The organism is Candidatus Roizmanbacteria bacterium, from assembly GCA_016700135.1.
Taxonomy (GTDB): Bacteria; Patescibacteriota; Microgenomatia; order UBA1406; family GWC2-37-13; genus UBA1450.
Genome location: CP065004.1, coordinates 402,794 through 419,156 on the forward strand (window position 1 = coordinate 402,794; position 16,363 = coordinate 419,156).

At 41.0% G+C, this 16,363-nt stretch carries 16 protein-coding genes and 1 other RNA gene; 5 read left to right on the forward strand and 12 right to left on the reverse strand.

The genetic code is table 11. The features are described 5' to 3' along the window. Positions 1-186 precede the first annotated feature (186 nt). From ssrA to IPM65_02275, 4 genes are all read right to left on the reverse strand, one after another. Positions 187-604: a transfer-messenger RNA gene (gene ssrA / locus IPM65_02260) on the reverse strand. After that, positions 604-1,056: an SsrA-binding protein SmpB gene (smpB, locus tag IPM65_02265; GenBank protein ID QQS44400.1), complete on the reverse strand. Its 453-nt coding sequence runs from the start codon at positions 1,054-1,056 to the stop codon at positions 604-606. The genes ssrA and smpB overlap by 1 nt, the downstream gene beginning before the upstream one ends. Positions 1,057-1,095: 39 nt before the next feature. Continuing rightward, positions 1,096-1,971: an SPFH/Band 7/PHB domain protein gene (locus IPM65_02270; protein ID QQS44401.1), complete on the reverse strand. Its 876-nt coding sequence runs from the start codon at positions 1,969-1,971 to the stop codon at positions 1,096-1,098. A gap of 21 nt (positions 1,972-1,992) precedes the next feature. Beyond that, positions 1,993-2,436: an NfeD family protein gene (locus tag IPM65_02275; protein QQS44402.1), complete on the reverse strand. Its 444-nt coding sequence runs from the start codon at positions 2,434-2,436 to the stop codon at positions 1,993-1,995. 76 nt (positions 2,437-2,512) lie between these two features. On the opposite strand from IPM65_02275, the gene IPM65_02280 reads away from it, so the two are divergent. The 4 genes from IPM65_02280 to IPM65_02295 are packed head-to-tail and all read left to right on the forward strand — an operon-like array spanning position 2,513 to position 5,138. Beyond that, complete coding sequence (locus IPM65_02280) at positions 2,513-3,118, forward strand: sugar transferase (GenBank protein QQS44403.1); 606 nt, start codon at positions 2,513-2,515, stop codon at positions 3,116-3,118. Continuing rightward, positions 3,115-3,267: a hypothetical protein gene (locus tag IPM65_02285; protein QQS44404.1), complete on the forward strand. Its 153-nt coding sequence runs from the start codon at positions 3,115-3,117 to the stop codon at positions 3,265-3,267. The genes IPM65_02280 and IPM65_02285 overlap by 4 nt, the downstream gene beginning before the upstream one ends. Continuing rightward, complete coding sequence (locus IPM65_02290) at positions 3,267-3,449, forward strand: hypothetical protein (protein QQS44405.1); 183 nt, start codon at positions 3,267-3,269, stop codon at positions 3,447-3,449. The genes IPM65_02285 and IPM65_02290 overlap by 1 nt, the downstream gene beginning before the upstream one ends. 3 nt (positions 3,450-3,452) lie before the next feature. After that, complete coding sequence (locus tag IPM65_02295; GenBank protein QQS44406.1) at positions 3,453-5,138, forward strand: hypothetical protein; 1,686 nt, start codon at positions 3,453-3,455, stop codon at positions 5,136-5,138. Here IPM65_02295 and IPM65_02300 read toward each other — a convergent pair. From IPM65_02300 to IPM65_02315, 4 genes are read right to left on the reverse strand one after another with little or no spacing between them, the layout of a single operon-like run. Next, a complete protein-coding gene (locus tag IPM65_02300; GenBank protein ID QQS44407.1) occupies positions 5,135-6,082 on the reverse strand; it encodes a hypothetical protein in 948 nt (315 codons plus the stop codon). The genes IPM65_02295 and IPM65_02300 overlap by 4 nt on opposite strands. Next, positions 6,051-7,049: an SGNH/GDSL hydrolase family protein gene (locus IPM65_02305; protein ID QQS44408.1), complete on the reverse strand. Its 999-nt coding sequence runs from the start codon at positions 7,047-7,049 to the stop codon at positions 6,051-6,053. The genes IPM65_02300 and IPM65_02305 overlap by 32 nt, the downstream gene beginning before the upstream one ends. Further along, the gene (locus IPM65_02310) at positions 7,042-8,055 is read right to left on the reverse strand and encodes a glycosyltransferase family 2 protein (GenBank protein ID QQS44409.1); all 1,014 of its coding nucleotides are present in this window, start codon (positions 8,053-8,055) and stop codon (positions 7,042-7,044) included. The genes IPM65_02305 and IPM65_02310 overlap by 8 nt, the downstream gene beginning before the upstream one ends. After that, on the reverse strand, positions 8,052-9,194 hold the full coding sequence (locus IPM65_02315; GenBank protein ID QQS44410.1) for a glycosyltransferase: 1,143 nt from the start codon (positions 9,192-9,194) through the stop codon (positions 8,052-8,054). The genes IPM65_02310 and IPM65_02315 overlap by 4 nt, the downstream gene beginning before the upstream one ends. 13 nt (positions 9,195-9,207) lie before the next feature. Here IPM65_02315 and IPM65_02320 point away from each other — a divergent pair, with 13 nt between their 5' ends. Further along, a complete protein-coding gene (locus tag IPM65_02320; protein ID QQS44411.1) occupies positions 9,208-10,464 on the forward strand; it encodes an O-antigen ligase family protein in 1,257 nt (418 codons plus the stop codon). Here IPM65_02320 and IPM65_02325 read toward each other — a convergent pair. The 4 genes from IPM65_02325 to IPM65_02340 form a co-directional block, all read right to left on the reverse strand. Further along, a complete protein-coding gene (locus IPM65_02325) occupies positions 10,447-12,825 on the reverse strand; it encodes an endo-1,4-beta-xylanase (GenBank protein ID QQS44412.1) in 2,379 nt (792 codons plus the stop codon). The genes IPM65_02320 and IPM65_02325 overlap by 18 nt on opposite strands. Before the next feature lie 112 nt (positions 12,826-12,937). Then, positions 12,938-13,759 carry a hypothetical protein gene (locus tag IPM65_02330; protein ID QQS44413.1) on the reverse strand — a complete coding sequence of 274 codons (822 nt, stop codon included), beginning with the start codon at positions 13,757-13,759 and terminating at the stop codon, positions 12,938-12,940. Between the two features lie 37 nt (positions 13,760-13,796). Then, positions 13,797-15,062: a nucleotidyltransferase family protein gene (locus IPM65_02335; protein QQS44414.1), complete on the reverse strand. Its 1,266-nt coding sequence runs from the start codon at positions 15,060-15,062 to the stop codon at positions 13,797-13,799. A 1-nt stretch (position 15,063) separates the two neighbouring features. Further along, positions 15,064-16,362 (reverse strand): hypothetical protein, encoded by a 1,299-nt coding sequence (locus IPM65_02340; protein ID QQS44415.1) that lies wholly within the window; start codon positions 16,360-16,362, stop codon positions 15,064-15,066. Position 16,363: the final 1 nt, after the last annotated feature.

Consider the following 16,363-nt stretch of genomic DNA (forward strand, 5'->3'; position numbering starts at 1 on the left):
TTGTTCTTTCTCGAATAGAAAATCCGCTACTGATGTGGCGAAGTGAGAATTATAAAGACAAACGACTACTCCTGGAGATGTTTTTCAAAGATAGAATTGCGTATGATCTGGAAGAAGGATTTGGAACCGTTATTTTGGCTTGTCTCCCCAGGCTATTATGTGTTAAACCTGAGGAGCATTACCAGCTTGTGGAGATGCCGGGAGTCGAACCCGGGTCCGTAAAGGCATTTTTAAAAATGTTTTGCAGGAGATAGCATATTTTTTCCTCAAGCCCGGTGCGGGAGATATGCAAACCACCGTCAGGCTGCCAATTTTTAACTTTTCGAGCCGCATCAAGATTGGTAACTTTCTGCGGCTGTACCCCGAAGGTTGTACCTCAATGAGCTATCGGAGGTCACTCAAAGAGAAAACTAAGAGTCTTTGTCGTTAGACAGTGGCAAATGCTCTTTGAGGAGCATTAAGTCCAAGCATGTCCATTGCAAGTGCTCGAAGTTCTGCAGTTGCGTCTTTGACGTTTGCAGTTATTGTTTTCCATTTGACGCATAGGTGCGCCCCTGCCATTTATAAAAGTGCGTATTCTTCACGTCGAGGCCTTGTCATCCCCTACTTTTTTATATACTCTTTCATTTCCCGTTCCTGTTCTCTTTTTATATCTTCACTTCTTTCAAGTTTCTTCTTTGCTATTTCACCTTTCGCTCGTGCTAAAGCAATAGAAATCTTGATGTGACGTCCTTTAGTATAACATGCTATAGGTATAATAGTCAACCTGCCACCGGACTGTAGTTTCGTCTGAAGTTTAATAATTTCCTTCTTGTGAAGGAGGAGTTTACGGCGTCTGGTAGGCTCATAACCCTGAGGCACTGCAAACCGGTAAATCGGTATTTCGGCATTTGTAAGATATACTTCTCCGTTTTCTGAAATCTTTGCAAAAGCGTTTTCCAGCTTAATATTTCCCTGCTTTATGGATTTCACTTCCGCACCCACAAGAGAGATTCCCGCTTCATAGGTATCGACTGCTTCATACTCACGATGGAAATTCCTGTTGGTGACTTTCATATCCCTCGATTGTACCACGTTTGAGGGATAGAGACAGCCTTATTTTGCTCTCGGATGCCTGATCGGTGTGAAATTGTCATCTTTTCCTTCCAGATTGAGGACGTTGACAATCTCACTTCCTGTCGGAAGGACGTATTTTGTATTGTTTTTCAAAACTTCACCTGAGACCTGCAGTCTTTGCCAGATTTGTGCTTTCTCATCAAAGTGCGTGTTTGCGGCATCAGCCACAAGTTTTATCGCTTCGGCTTCGGCTTTTGCCCTGAGAAGTTTCGATTGTGCAGCTCCCTCCGCTTCCAGAATGTCAGCAGATTTTTGGCCTTCCGCCTGAAGGATATCACTTTGTCTCACACCTTCTGCCTGTAAAATAGCAGCCCGTTTTTCACGCTCGGCTTTCATCTGCAGACTCATCGCCTCTGTGATCTCAGGAGGCGGATCAATTTTCTGTACTTCGACTCTCGTCACCTTCACTCCCCAGCCGTTTGTCGCTTCATCAAGGACAACACGAAGTGTTGTATTGATATGATCGCGCGCAGTGAGAGACTCATCAAGAGTCTTGTCACCGACGATGTTTCGGAGATTGGTCTGAGCAAGTGTTGTCGCGGCTGTCCCGAAGTCCTCGACTTCAAACTCAGCCTTCACTGGGTCGACGATTTTGTAGTAAATGACAGCATCTACAATTACCGAAACGTTATCTTCCGTAATGACTTTTTGCGGTTCAACGTTGATAACCTTTTCACGCACATCTACTTTGATCATCGATTCAATAAACGGCAAAACCAAATTCAAACCCGGGTCCGCCAGTGATTTATATTTCCCAAGGCGAAGAATAATCCCGCGTTCCTGCTGCTGGACGATTTTGACCGAGGCAAAGAGGGTAATAACGGCAAAAATAAACAATATGACTAAAAACGGCATATGATTATAAGTAATTAATAATTATGTGAGCTTCTCAACCTTGACAGTAACACCGCTTACAGATCTGATGGTGACCGTATCTCCTTTTGAAAATTCCGAGTCAGCCTCAGCTCTCCAGACTTCTCCGTCAATTTTGACTTGTCCCGGTTCATCAGGAGTGATATCTCCGACGACCCGTGCAGTCTTTCCGATGATTGATTCGACATTCGTTTTTTTTGTGGTGATATGAAGAGATTGCTGGATCAATCGTCGGGCAAAAAAGATGTATGCAAGTGTCAGGAGGACAACGGTTGTGAGTGCAAAAGGCATTGAATCAGTAAGCATTCCGACAATCCCTCCCAGTATAAAAACAACTCCGAGTACCAGAAGTTCGAAACCTGTTGCGGCACCGATTATGATCTCTATAATAATTGCAGCTATCCCGAGAATGATGAGGACTGTAAACGGATCCATAGAAAAAGGCATAATCCTATTATACACCTGTTTACATAATTATTATCCGATATCGCGTCAGAACAGAATATCATGTATACTACTCACTATGATTCAACGTATCGTTGCCTTTGTTTTATTTCTTCTTTTTTCTCCTTTTTTTCTTGCCTGTGCGCTGGTGATCAAAGTTAATTCTTCAGGCCCGTTTCTTTTTACGCAGAAACGAATGGGGAAAAATCGCAAGGAATTTGTGATCTACAAAATGCGAACAATGCGGGAAAACGCTGAACAAATAAAAGAGAACTATGCGAAACTGAACGAATCCACAGGACCGGTTTTTAAAATCCGGAATGATCCACGTTATACGGCAATCGGAAAGTTCCTTTCACACACAGGAATTGATGAACTTCCTCAACTTCTCAACATCATCAAGGGAGAAATGGCATTTGTCGGACCGCGACCACTCCCGGTGAGTGAGGCAAGAGTGATTCCAAAAAAATATCATAAACGTTTCGAAGTCCTTCCCGGAATTACATCTCTGTGGGTTGTTAAAGGCACACATACGCTTTCATTTGAAGAATGGATGGAGCTTGATCTCTGGTACGCCAATCATAAATCGTGGCTTGTCGACTTGAAGATCGCATTTCTGACCGTATTACTTCTATTGAAGCTTTTGATTCGGAATCTGAAAGCATATATAATGAGAAAAACATGATAGCATCTATCCGACAGCTGCTGATTCTGCTGACAAAATCAAACAAAATCTGGATTATCCCTGTCATCCTTTCCCTTGTGATCATTGCATTGATTGTGATTGCCGCTCAGACATCACCTGTCCCGATATTTTTATATCCGCTCATCTAATGCTGAAAAAACTAATCATCGCAATAAATATGAGTATTGTGACAATCATACTTGTGCCGTTCTACTTCCTCATAATCGGCGCTGCCTTCCTCATCCATATTGCCACGAGAAAGAAGAGGATATCAGATCAATCATTCTGGGAGCCGTTTCAGATTACGAGTGATTTTACCTCTCCGTACTAATCTATGTATATTTTTGGGATTTCAGCTTTCTACCATGATAGTGCAGCAGTCCTTTTGAAAGACGGCCAAATCATTGCTGCCGCCGAAGAAGAACGATTCACCCGGAAAAAACATGACAATTCATTCCCGTTCCGGGCAATTGAAAGGTGCCTCAGAAATAACAATTTGACAATTAATACTATCGATGCAGTCGCCTACTATGAAAAGCCTCTTTTAAAATTTGAGCGCATACTGGAAACTTTTATTGAGACGTACCCTTTTTCGATCAAACCCTTTGTACGATCAATACCCGAATGGCTTGGTGAAAAAATCAGAATAGAAGATATTATCAGAAAAAAACTGAAATACAACGGACCTATCTATTTTATACCTCATCATCTGTCTCATGCTGCCTGCGCATTTTATCCTTCCCCTTATAAAAAAGCTGCAATTCTGACCATCGACGGAGTAGGAGAGTATCAGACTACGGCTCTTTGGCTTGGTGACGGAACAATGATAAGGCCCCTCAAAGAAATCAATTTCCCGCATTCATTAGGTCTTCTTTACTCGACATTTACTGCTTTTCTTGGCTTTCAGGTAAATAATGACGAGTGGAAAATGATGGGGCTCTCTGCCTACGGCAAACCGACATATGAAACAGGTGTATGGAAACTGCTTGATGTAGGAGATGACGGGAGCTTTAGACTGAATATGGAGTATTTTTCATACAGAGAATCTTTTCAGATGTGGAGCCGGAAATTTGAAGAGTTATTTGGGAAACCGAAAATGAAAGATGACCCATTTACCAAAAGACATAAAGATATTGCAGCCAGTATCCAAAAAGTGACTGAAATAATGTATTTCCGGATACTGCAGCATTTGGCTGATCTGACAAAACAGACAGATGTATGCATAAGCGGCGGAGTCGGCCTGAATTCACTCGCCAACGGCAAAGCTTATGACAGTACTCCTTTCAAGAACATCTATGCAATCGGCGTACCCGGAGATAACGGTGCGGCACTCGGAGCCGCACTTTACACCTATCATTCCGTTTTGAAAAAAGGTAAACGCCGGATCGCAGACACACTATACTTCGGTTCGGAATATACTGACAAGCAGATTGAAGACGTGTTAAAGAAGAATAAACTCAAGTATACGAAACTGGAAAAGAATGGATTGATAACAAAGACTGTGAATCTCCTTACGAAAGATAAGATCATCGGATGGTATCAGGGAAAAATGGAGTTCGGACCACGTTCCCTCGGATCACGATCTATTCTTGCAAATCCGAAAAACAAAAATATGAAGAACCGTGTGAATGAAGTGAAGATGAGAGAGCAATTCAGACCTTTTGCCGCATCTGTTTTGCAGGATCATGTACATGAGCTTTTTGAAGTACCGGAAAATCATGCATCTCCGTTTATGAACTTCGTGTTTCAAGTAAGAAAAGAAAGACGCAACGACATCTCGTCCATCGTCCACGCTGATAATACCTGCCGGATACAAACAGTGACGAAGAAGTCAAATCCGCTTTATTACGACCTTATCGAGGCCTTTTACAAAAAAACGGGTATCCCCTGTGTTTTAAATACGAGTTTTAACACGAAAATTGAACCGATTGTGGAAAACCCCGAACAGGCAGTATATGACTTACTACATACGAAATTAGATTATCTTGTGATCGGTAATTATTTTGTAGAGAAAGGCTAGTGACAGTAGTTATTCTCCTTAAAAAAGATCAATACATCCTCTGCAATAACCGTATGACCTTGAATAGTAGGATGATAATCATTCGGATAATAATGGCTTTTATCTGCATAAATATCTTCCAGTTCAATCAGACTGATCTGACGAGAATGAGAAAAGTCCTCGGAGATTAGATCCACTGAAAATTTATTTATGCGAGGAAATGTCATAATTGCAAGGTTTCCTCCATAACCCGCAACAAACTCCTCAATAACCTTTTTTTGATAGTGAGTTGTGTAGTCCGGACCGTAATCGCTAATCATTTGTTTATATGCTCGAATCCATGCTTCCTGTTCATTTTTTCTTTGGTTATCTTCATCAAGATTTGAAAGCATTATCTCGTTAACTTGAAAAAGGTCATCATCTTTGAGTAACCACAGCACATAATCAGGCTGATATTTCTGCCCCCGCAATCTATACCGCTCCGCAGCATACTCAATGTCATATCCGTGGACTCCCAAATTGATCACTTCATACTTCTTGTACTTACTACAATTGTTATTTAATAAGTCTTCCAGCTGTTCCGGCCAGTTATCGGATGTATTCACATAAAGACCGTAAGTATATGAATCTCCCAATGTTATGATACGAAAAGTGGAAGGGTCTTTCTGAATTTCGTAGTTAAATCGTTCATTGAATGTATCATGATTAATAAGATAAGTAGCCTGAGAAGGGCCCCATTCATTTACGGTTTCTTTCCGATCCGGTTTGGGTTCATAGTAGTACACAAGATCGCTAACGATGTTGGAAGCAATAGATTCCTTCGGAATTCTGTTGACTACCGTCACTCCAAGGACATTGTTCTTATAGATGAGATAGCTGCTTATCAATGCTATGATGATTAGTTGGAAATAAACCAATCCAATAAACAGCCGTTTATTCTTCACAGGGAATAATGTTGTTTTCATAGAGCTGGTTGAATAATTCCTCCGCAAGTAACTCGTGCCCCTTGGCCGTAGGATGATAATCATCAGGGATAAATGAAGCGTCAGGAATTTTAGTTACATTGGAGAACTCGGATAAAACGGCCATCTCTCTTTCTTTTACCTTTCGGGAAAGTATAGACAACATCTTCGGATCCTTGATATAAAGATTCATCACCACCAATTTATTATCGTAATAGTTAAAGATCTCGTTAAAATATTCTTCTTGCTGCTGAAGAAAGGTATCAGTCCCGACTTCATCTCTAAGCTCCAATGAAAACTTATACATCTTTTCGGCTTGCGGATAGGGTACGCCTTCTTTTACGAGAGCGTCATACTCTCCTGAAGCCTTCATTTCCTGGATAAGTTCTGCTTCTTTCTCGCTGGTCCTATCTCTCATCTCCAAAAAATCATCGTCTTTCAACAGCCATATTACTAAATCCGGATCATATTTCTGTCCCCGGAGTCTGAATCGCTCTACTCCGTATTGGATATCGTACCCGGGGAAACCAAGATTGATGACTTCATATTTTTCATAAACATTACACCGCTCGGAATCATTTAGTTTTCGCTCTAGAAATTCTGGCCAGATATTATCGCCGTCTACAAACAGACCGTATGTCCAAGAATCTCCTAATGCAATGATTCTGAAAACATCTGCATCTTTGTCTACTGAATATTCCTGATCTTCACGCAGTGAATCACCGTTTATTCTGTACTCACCATGATATAGTTTTGACCAGTCAGGATCACGTATAGTCGAGTTTGGGGCCGGCTCATAATAGTGTTTAAGACGACTTTGGACATTTTCTTTCAACAACTCCTTAGACATCGGAGCAACTGAGATAGCTGTCCCGAAAACATCCGGTTTGGAAAAAATTCGATATAAAAGAAACAGAGCAATGACCCCCTGTACACCTACTATAGCTATAAATAGTGTTGTTTTACTCATGATGTCTCTGTTTAAAAAAACTATATATAAAATGATCCACCATAAACTTCATTCGCAGACTGCTATCGGCAAGCTGCGGAAAAATAATCGAAATAAAAGCAAGTAATTGTATCTTTATATTACCCTGTTTTTGATCCAGAATTTTTTTTGCCAGCACTCTTATATCCGATTTCTTTGCAAAAATAATAGAGTGTAAAAAATCACTCTCCAGTCTTCTATCTGAGTTTCCTGGCATTATGTTTTTTTGTACTTCTCTACTCACCCCTCCCATGTGCCGATGCAGTACATATTGTATTTCATTGCGGAAATTTGTTTTCGTTTTTTTTGCATAGTCATACCATGTTGAACCTGCATGTTTTCGATAGTACCCTAGTATATACTGCTGGTACTTAAATTCTCCAATTCGAGCCAATGTAAATATAGTGGGTATATCTATAAAAGGATATTCAGACATGCTTTGAAATCCTCCTATTTCATCAAGGGCTGATTTTCTTATCATAACGGTGACGGGAATAATAGAAAAATCCAATTGGGCGAATAATTTGAAAATTGACTCTCGGGGGATATTATTTAATTGATGTATCGGTTTATTGTAGCTACCGATATAAAATCCTCTGTTTGTTTTGTCAATAATTACCCAATCACCGTATGCAAGAACAACCTTTTGAGAATCAAAAGCTTTTAATTGAGTTTCCAGCTTGTCTTTCGGCCACATATCATCACCTTCTAATATTGCGACATATTCCCCTTGTGCTTTCTGCAAAGCCTCATTATATGTGTCTCTCAGTTTAGAAACACCCCAGTTACGAGTATGCCGAATATACCTTACTCTCTTTTCGTCTTTCATATATTGAGGGACAATCTTACTCGTGTCATCGGTAGAGTGATCATCAATAATAATCATCTCCCAGTTGGGATATGTCTGTGCAAGAACACTTTCGATGCAGTCAGCAATAAATGGACCCTGATTATATGTCGGAGTAATAATTGTAATGTTCGGTTTCATTTAGAGGTTTCCTGCAGTAAATGACAATATGCTTGTACCATTGCATCCTCTGAGTAGAATGAAGCTCTCTGCAGAGATTTATTACTATAGTATGAATACTTTTCAGCGTCAGTACATAATGCAATAATTGCATCGCTCATAGCTTTCGGATTCTTCATGGGGACCAATATCCCGAATTCACCCTTATTCAGAATTTCTGCAGGTCCATGAGGCGTATCCGTTGATATGACAGGTAGACCTTGCGACATCGCCTCTACTATTACATATCCAAAGCCTTCACGATGTGAAGAAAAGATAAATACGTCAGCGTTATCAAACTCCCTCAGAACATTTTGCGTCCATCCTTTCATAACAACACTGTCATTTGCAGTATTTTCTTCTATCATTCTTTCCGTCTTGGTTCGCTCTGGTCCGTCTCCATAGATGAAAAGCTGTATCTCCGGTATTGTCATCGCAGCTAGCTTGACAGCGGAAATGAGTGTGGAGAAATCCTTCTGTGACACGAGACGAGCGGCAGTAACCAAGCGATATGTATGATTCCTAACCCGACTAACCCCAACGGTCCGTACTCCGTTCGGGATAGTAATACATTTTGTTTTATCTATACCAAAGTATGTTATATGCTGCTTTGTAATATCAGAAGAAACAGCTACAACTTTGTCGGCTACATTGTATAAATTCGAAACCAAAGTTTTTAATATACTCTGAAGAAGTCTGCTGGATCGGTGCCTAATATTTTCTTTCAGGTTTATATGAGTTGTCAGAATGAGTTTCGGCCTGTTATTGAAAGGAAAAAGGTATAATAATGCTACCAAAATATTGCAATAAATATCGACACTGATGATATATTCTGGAGAATGCGATTTCAGCTGACGTTGTAGCCACATTGCCACCCGAAAATATTTCTGTATAGTTACAATGCGTAGGGAAAATTTTTCCTGCTGCATGCTGTCATTTTGAAAAAAAGAAATATTGGGTAAATCATTACTTCTATACTGTGGTGCGTGTATACAGAGCGTCCTTATTTTATATCCCGGCATTAACTCCTGTAATCTATAGAGCTGTTTCAGATAAGTGCCCGTCCCGCCATCAATGTTATTTATGACAATTACCAATTGTTTCTTTTGCAGATTGTTCATATATAATTTATGCGTGAATATCCTTAAAAAACAAAAGCTCGAGTTACTGTTTTACCTACTCAGTATATTCCTTCTTCGCGTACCTATTATAAGCATACAGGGAATACCGCTATTCTCTACCCATGTCCTGGCTGTAGCCGTAATTCTTTTCCTGTTTTCTAAGGCTATTTTCAATACATTTCGAGAGAAGAAACCGTTGGTTTCTCTCAGTACAGAAACGGTTGTAATTCTTACGTTCTTTCTTACACAAGGTCTCTCCGCTCTATACACCGTAAGTATCAGCAGCTTTCTTAATCGTTTTGTCAAACTGAGCATCGCGCTTCTTCTCTTTATGGTTACCAAACGATTTCTTCATAAATATTCTCTTTATCCTTATATCCTGAATACACTCCTTATCAGTTCGGCAATAACTGTTGTTTTTCAAATCATACTGTACATTGCTCCTGACCAATACCTCACAGTGATGAATTTCTTTCAGCAGGTCAATTTGACTTCTGTGACGGAAGCAAATATCACGTATCATAAACTGTTTGATGATACTTATATAGAATCAGTCCTTCCGATTGCCTTTTATCAGATGCAGGCCGGACAAACAGTTCTTCTTCGAGGCCTTTCTACAACCCTGCTTTATGTGACATTTATCGTTTCGTTTATTTCTAACTTCCGGTATCGCCTGGTATCAGCATTATTCTCACTGGCAGCATCTTTTATCACACTTACTCAGCATCGATTAAAGATTTTTCTACCAATTCTAATGATCTCTACCTTTATTTCGTTACTTATTCTACTGGATTTTATTTTTTTACAAACCTCTGCATTCACAATCATCGATCGCTTTCTGCTCAGAAGTTCTGTTACGGATTCGTCAAGCCTTGTCTGGAGATTAGAGATGGCAAAGGAATCAATTGAGATGGCAAAGACTTTTCCCACCGGAGTGGGTCTTGGAAATTTTCAGGACTATCTTCCTTTCAGGAACACCAATTACACATTATTTTCATCAAGAGAAGTCATAGCCGAAGGAGCTATCACAGCAGGTCCTCACAATATCTTTTTCCAGACACTGGGAGAGACGGGATTCCCTGGTCTTATGGCACTAGTTGCGATGTTACTTGTCTTTCTACGCAAAGACATACAGACTCTGCATTCTCAGCGGTCTGACAAAAAGGCTATCATCATTTCCTTCTGGACACTTGTCGTTATGCTCCAGTTCTTTCCCGGCACAAACCTCTCCTATTACACGCTCTTTTTTCTGTTACGCGCTTTGGTTTGATGATGTGATAGCTTTTGCATACTGTGCTCTAAAGACATCCATGACAGCTGTATATGCCGGTTTCTGTTTAAATTCATCATCCAGCAATGTCGCATTAGCATCAGGCTTCCCGGTAAACTCGAACCAGGAGACTTTGTCCGATACTCCGAAAAAAGATATATCTGCACTCTCAATACTTCCTCTGTTCTCCCATAGTGCATCAAAGTATGCATTCAGAACGTCTGCATAGACGCGTGCCTGCTGCTGAAGCTTATCTGCTCCGTAGTATGCTGACATGTCTACATCAAGTTCGGTAATTTTCACGTCCAGACCCAATCCTAAGAATTTGCTGAAGCGGTCTTTCATAGCTTGATAAGAAGGTGCATTGGCGCCATCTATGTGACCCTGCTCTCCAACCGCATCAATAAGGGGATATGATTGTCCGTTAATCTCAACCGTTTGTCCCCTCAGTGCACGGGCTATATTGAACGTCAGATCTCCGGCATCCGGACCGATAGTTCCTCCCTTGTTTATGAACAAGGTAGCGGTAGGATTAGCAATTCTTGCTGCTTCTAAGGCCGGCCTGATGTAAGCCGGAATCGTAAATGTTTCTCCGTTAACAGTGACATTTTCGGTGCCGCCGTGTTTTGTAAATATATCAATATTGTCAAGCCGCGGTTCGTTCACTACTGACCAGGAAGATACTTCTGGATAAAAAGCTATTGTCTGTTCAATGTGACCAGATATAATCGCATTGATCTGCTCCCGAGTAAATGACCCATTGGCAAGCCAATCCGGAACTTTAGAAAGGAAGCCGGGTGAGTGTAGCCCCCATACAAGATGATGTCCTTGAATCGCCATTTTATTCATATCGGCAAACTCAATCACTTTGTCTGCACGATCAGAGCGTACAAGCTCTTGACCGTTTGGATATACTTTATTCCATTCAATATCTCCATCTATCACTACCTGATTCATGTGACGTAATGAACTCATATACTCTTTGGAAATTCTTCCGTCCACAAGACCTTCCCACAACGTTTGATTTCCGACAGAAATGTCAAGCATATCAACAAGCTCTCTCATTTTTTCCGGTTCTCCGAGGACTACCCATTCCTTTTGGTTCGGGACGTATATCTTTTCTTTACCGGTCGTATGATCTACTGCGAAATAATAGTCACCTCTCCTTTCGTATCGGAAGTCCCCATTCCCGGTTACTTTCGGAGCAAACTGACTGTCAATATCTTTTCCTGCTAAAAATACACGTGTTTTCTTGGTCTTTTTTGGATCATTCAGTTCAGTCATAAGTTCTTCCGTTCCGGTTCCGGAAAGGGCTGTCACACTGTCTGCAATAGTCCCAGCTTCATCTCCGTAGGCAGCTGCTAAACCTTCAGGAGTTGTGAATCCTACTCCTTGTACACGTGTGCCTACTACCGGACTATTCTCATATCGAGTAATAATGAAAATATCATTATTGTCATCTGCATCAGCATTTATTGCACGTCCTATGACGTCAACGGTGTTATCTTTGTTTATATGTCTATAAAAAGCGAGCGGAGATGTTTCGCCTGCAAGAAAGCCTACATCCACAACTTCATTTTGTGCTTCAGGAGACGTTCCAGAAGCAGCGATTGCCGTGGCATACTGCCATGCATGTAAAGGTGAATCAACGGTCATCTCCGAAAAGGTCGTTCCATCCGGAATTTCTACTCCCCAGGCTTTTGCTGTCTGTTCAGAAAACTCTTCAGTACCACCGAACTTATCAAAAACCGCAGTTATTCCCGATACGGCAAACTCTGATGTTGCCGGAACTGCCTCCGCTGGTACTCTATATAGATCCTGCAGAACACCTGGAAGCTGATTGGCTTCTGTAAGAAGTGTTGTATTTCCCTGATTATTTGCGACATAGATATGTTCGCGGGCCGCGGGATCTTCTATGACACCAACTGTCGGATCCAGGACTATATCTCCTCCCGTCCATGTATATCTCGGGTCATTTTCAGCATCAAGCATATTCTCTTCTCCTGGTTTTACTTCAAAAAAGGTACCGGCTTGTCGGGCTGTTTTCGTTGTACCCACCGTTGTATTTTTGTCACGTGAGTTCATCCCGTTATCAAATCTCATGACACCTGCCTCAGGCATTACAACCTGTCCTTCTCGAGCAGGCTCGCCTGATACGATAGGAAGTTCTCCCCAACCGTTTCCATCCTGTTCAGCTCCTATATCTTGAGCTTCTGGTGCCGCGATAGCAGGTGCAAACTTCATAGCAGCAAGAGCCGCTGCTGTTGTTCCCATTCCCTGTAAAAATCTTCTTCGGGAAAAGGATCTGTTAAAAATTGATTTTTCATTATTTCCGTTATTTGCTTCGAGATTATGTGACATAAGTATATAATAAACTTTATATACCCTATAGTATATTAGGCTTCGAATCATAACGCAAGGGTTTATCCCATAATAATACACACTGCATGCGTATATCGATTGCGTGGTTCTTTTATTGAATTGCGGAGATTATATAGTCTTGGAAAACAAGCCGGGAAGTTTGTAGATTAAGGTTTCGCCCTAGTTGTACCGGCTGCTCTTCACGAAAAATCAGTTCTTTATTCGGCTGTTCAATGACATGTAATTTTACTGTAACAATCACTGTATTTGTCGATTCAGAATCATAAGGGAAATTATTACCGACTCGAATAAAAACTTCTGATGAAGGAATAATTTGCTTATCTATCACCTCGACAACTTTTTCTTCACCGTCAAAATACATATCGCCTACTTGAATGGCATCTACTTCCCATTTATCCGCATATTTTTTTTCCAATGTCACCAATTTCTCAACTCTTTTTTCTTCTAAAGGACTATCTGAAAGAGACATTATGGTACCGCTTAACTGTACATTAGCAAATTCAAAATCTATAGGCGTACCGACAGCTAAGGGAGCACGTTTATAGGTATATTTTTTCGTCCTCTCATTCTTCCCTGCCTTAATTTTTACATTCAGATACACGTCATACTGTTCAGTGTTCCACCAAGGATAGTACCGCACAGATTCAATCTCCAAGATCGGTTCTCCGGATATACTCGTTTCAACCATTCCTTTTTTTACTGATTGAGCAAGCCAAGCCGATGGTTTTGCCGTGCTGGCCCACCAAAGGCCTTGAGAGACTTTTACTTTTGCATATACCGTCTCATCCTTGGCAGCAAATAATTTAATAAAAACGACAAGTCCTACAAAAAAAATAATTCCGATAAAGATAACAATGGGAATGTTCTGACGGATAACTTTTTGCAGTGCTTTCAGGAATTTGAAGGATTTCATTACGTATCATTATACCCTACGATAAGTTGAGCGGAAATTAAGATTTTACTTTCATTCGCCGAAGTGTATTCGCAAGTTTTCCCGATATTACATCAAGGGCAAGAGATAGTACTCGGATATCAAAGATTGTGAGCAATTTTCTCATAAGCGACTCCGGAGTCAAGAATAATACACTTTTATATCGTTCAATACCTGACTCTATAGCCGTCTGATCGGTAAAAGGATCAATAGTCAAAATCTTGTTTTGAATGTACCATGCAGCATAACCTTTCGGTTTGATCTTCTGAAAGATGTTCTCAGGAATAGCCGTCTGATAATACTCTCTGAGGAAGATGAAACACGGATAGACAATATTCTGTATTCGATAATCTGTGATGTGATCGATAATATCATCCCATAATGCAGCTATTTCCTTCTGGTTCTTGCCTTTAAGCTCTTCATGGATGACAAGATTCAAAAGAGCCATCCGATAGGCTCCGCGATAATTATGATGGAAGAAGTGGAGAGCCAAATATACAATCAGGTGCACCGGTGAAAGAAGCGGGTATTTCTGACCGTCCAGAGTGATCATTCGGCATCCGTTGAGATACTCCGTTGTCATCGCATCGATATACCTTTCCGGATACAGATTTTCGGTCGGTACTTTCGCCATAAGAAAGACCGGTTCGGTGTGTACATCAAAGAGGACCGGGAAACCGTGTATCTTTTTGTAAAATGCATACTCCGGCCGGATCCCTCCGCGGGAAAACCTGATCGGGGTCGTTTCTATGTGGAAATATCCGGCTTTCTCCAGAATTTCTTTCGTTTTCGGAAAATCACTCGGTTTCACTAATATGTCGCAATCAGAATACAACCTTTGAGGGTTATTGTTCGTGTAATAAAGATACAACGGAAGCCCTTTCAGAAATAGAAAGGGTACGTTCTGACGCCGCAATACCCGGGTGATTGCATTTACCTCATTGAAATAGAACAATGACTGAGTACTGTAGAGATCCTGAGGGGCAAAGTAATTATTTTTACGCTTAATTCGATACACTCTGCCGATAATGTCATCAGGGTATATTTTCCCATCCGTATGTAGATTATTATCTCCTTTTGTGACGAGATATGAGTCTCCGATATAAATAACCCTATGAGTGACATATTTCCGGTCTTTTTTTACGATAATAATGTCATTTGTTTTGATACGTCTAAATGCGACTTTCTTGTAATAAAGAATGTCATTGTTAACAAAAATCGGAGCCATGCTATTGCCGAAGGTTTTAATCGTATTTCCTTTGGATAAGTCGGGAGTGAAAGACATATTATTTCGTAAAAAGATCCATTCCTAGGATATTGGGCGTATCAATAATCTGTGAGGAAAGTGTACCATTATTATTTGTGTGATAAACGAGAAAGCCCGTATCCGACGCTTCCCAACCGATCTTTTTTTCCGGAAATGTACTCATCCCTGCAGTGATAATGTTTTTACTTTGAGGAAGCACCACTGCTGCCATTGCGTTGTGTTGTCCTCCGTTTTGGACTACCGATGAGATCTTAGCAAGCTCTTTTACAGAAAAGCCCGCACCGTCCCAGGCAAGCTGATACAGTATTGACTCAGGAAATCCTGTAGCCAGAATGATACTATCACGCCCGTCCTGTTCGTAGTCGGATATGGCCAGACCTTTCATATTTTTGACTTTAGGATCGGTATAGACCTCCTTTTTCTGCCATACTCCATCGGTATACTCATAAGCGATAATTGATGACGGAACCTCCCGAGGGCTTCCTGTCCCGACAATAATATCCTGTACTCCATTTTGATCAATATCTCCCAGTTCGATACTCCGGAATTCAAGATTGTTCGCCTGATCAATGACCTCTTTTTCCCAAACGCCTTCCTTTCTGCGGTACATCATAATAAAACTAACTTCATCCACCTCTTGAAGTTCAAGCGGCGAAGAAATTGTTGCCAGAAGCTCTAAATCTCCCCTTCCGTCAATATCTGCTGCCTTTACAATATGCACTGCTGACTGCACTATGCAGGATTCACACGGTAGATCTTCATTCGGGACTCGATGATTCTGACCGTTTTGCTCATCAAACATTGCGATATAGTTGTGTTCAATTTGTTCTTTTTGCCACTCACCTGCAACATGTTTATACATCAGGATATTCCCTTGTCCGTGAGTCGCAAGGATCACTTCATTTTCTCCATCCCGATCCATATCTGCGATCGTCAAATCTTTACAACGAAGATCGGATAAGGTATCAATCGTCTCCGTTATTTTAAGCTCAAGATCATATGATACGACATGACAACCGTACGGATCTTTGTAAAAACTGTCTCCCACACCGGCGATAATGGTATTTTCCCCAGTATGGTAAATGTCTCCGATACGGACCGTAAATACAAATTTATATCCTGTGTCTACTCTTTTCTGCTCGATTAGGGTGTCATTCTCAGCTTTATATAGAACGATCTCTCCCGGATTGGCGGAGCCCGTTACGACATAGGTTGATTCCCTGACCTCCGTTTCAGGAATCGGATTTGTGATATTCCACCAATAAAACCCGGCTCCGAATAGGATTATGGGAATGATTACGGAATGCCAGTATTTCATA

What these genes read in the sequence shown, in the direction of transcription:
- IPM65_02285 (QQS44404.1), top strand. Translation starts at nt 3,115, where the DNA reads ATGATAGCATCTATCCGACAGCTGCTGATTCTGCTGACAAAATCAAAC.
- IPM65_02340 (QQS44415.1), bottom strand. Translation starts at nt 16,362, where the DNA reads ATGAAATACTGGCATTCCGTAATCATTCCCATAATCCTATTCGGAGCC.
- IPM65_02310 (QQS44409.1), bottom strand. Translation starts at nt 8,055, where the DNA reads ATGAAACCGAACATTACAATTATTACTCCGACATATAATCAGGGTCCA.
- IPM65_02300 (QQS44407.1), bottom strand. Translation starts at nt 6,082, where the DNA reads ATGAAAACAACATTATTCCCTGTGAAGAATAAACGGCTGTTTATTGGA.
- IPM65_02315 (QQS44410.1), bottom strand. Translation starts at nt 9,194, where the DNA reads ATGAACAATCTGCAAAAGAAACAATTGGTAATTGTCATAAATAACATT.
- IPM65_02330 (QQS44413.1), bottom strand. Translation starts at nt 13,759, where the DNA reads ATGAAATCCTTCAAATTCCTGAAAGCACTGCAAAAAGTTATCCGTCAG.
- IPM65_02325 (QQS44412.1), bottom strand. Translation starts at nt 12,825, where the DNA reads ATGTCACATAATCTCGAAGCAAATAACGGAAATAATGAAAAATCAATT.
- IPM65_02290 (QQS44405.1), top strand. Translation starts at nt 3,267, where the DNA reads ATGCTGAAAAAACTAATCATCGCAATAAATATGAGTATTGTGACAATC.
- IPM65_02305 (QQS44408.1), bottom strand. Translation starts at nt 7,049, where the DNA reads ATGAGTAAAACAACACTATTTATAGCTATAGTAGGTGTACAGGGGGTC.
- IPM65_02270 (QQS44401.1), bottom strand. Translation starts at nt 1,971, where the DNA reads ATGCCGTTTTTAGTCATATTGTTTATTTTTGCCGTTATTACCCTCTTT.
- IPM65_02275 (QQS44402.1), bottom strand. Translation starts at nt 2,436, where the DNA reads ATGCCTTTTTCTATGGATCCGTTTACAGTCCTCATCATTCTCGGGATA.
- IPM65_02335 (QQS44414.1), bottom strand. Translation starts at nt 15,062, where the DNA reads ATGTCTTTCACTCCCGACTTATCCAAAGGAAATACGATTAAAACCTTC.
- IPM65_02280 (QQS44403.1), top strand. Translation starts at nt 2,513, where the DNA reads ATGATTCAACGTATCGTTGCCTTTGTTTTATTTCTTCTTTTTTCTCCT.
- IPM65_02295 (QQS44406.1), top strand. Translation starts at nt 3,453, where the DNA reads ATGTATATTTTTGGGATTTCAGCTTTCTACCATGATAGTGCAGCAGTC.
- smpB (QQS44400.1), bottom strand. Translation starts at nt 1,056, where the DNA reads ATGAAAGTCACCAACAGGAATTTCCATCGTGAGTATGAAGCAGTCGAT.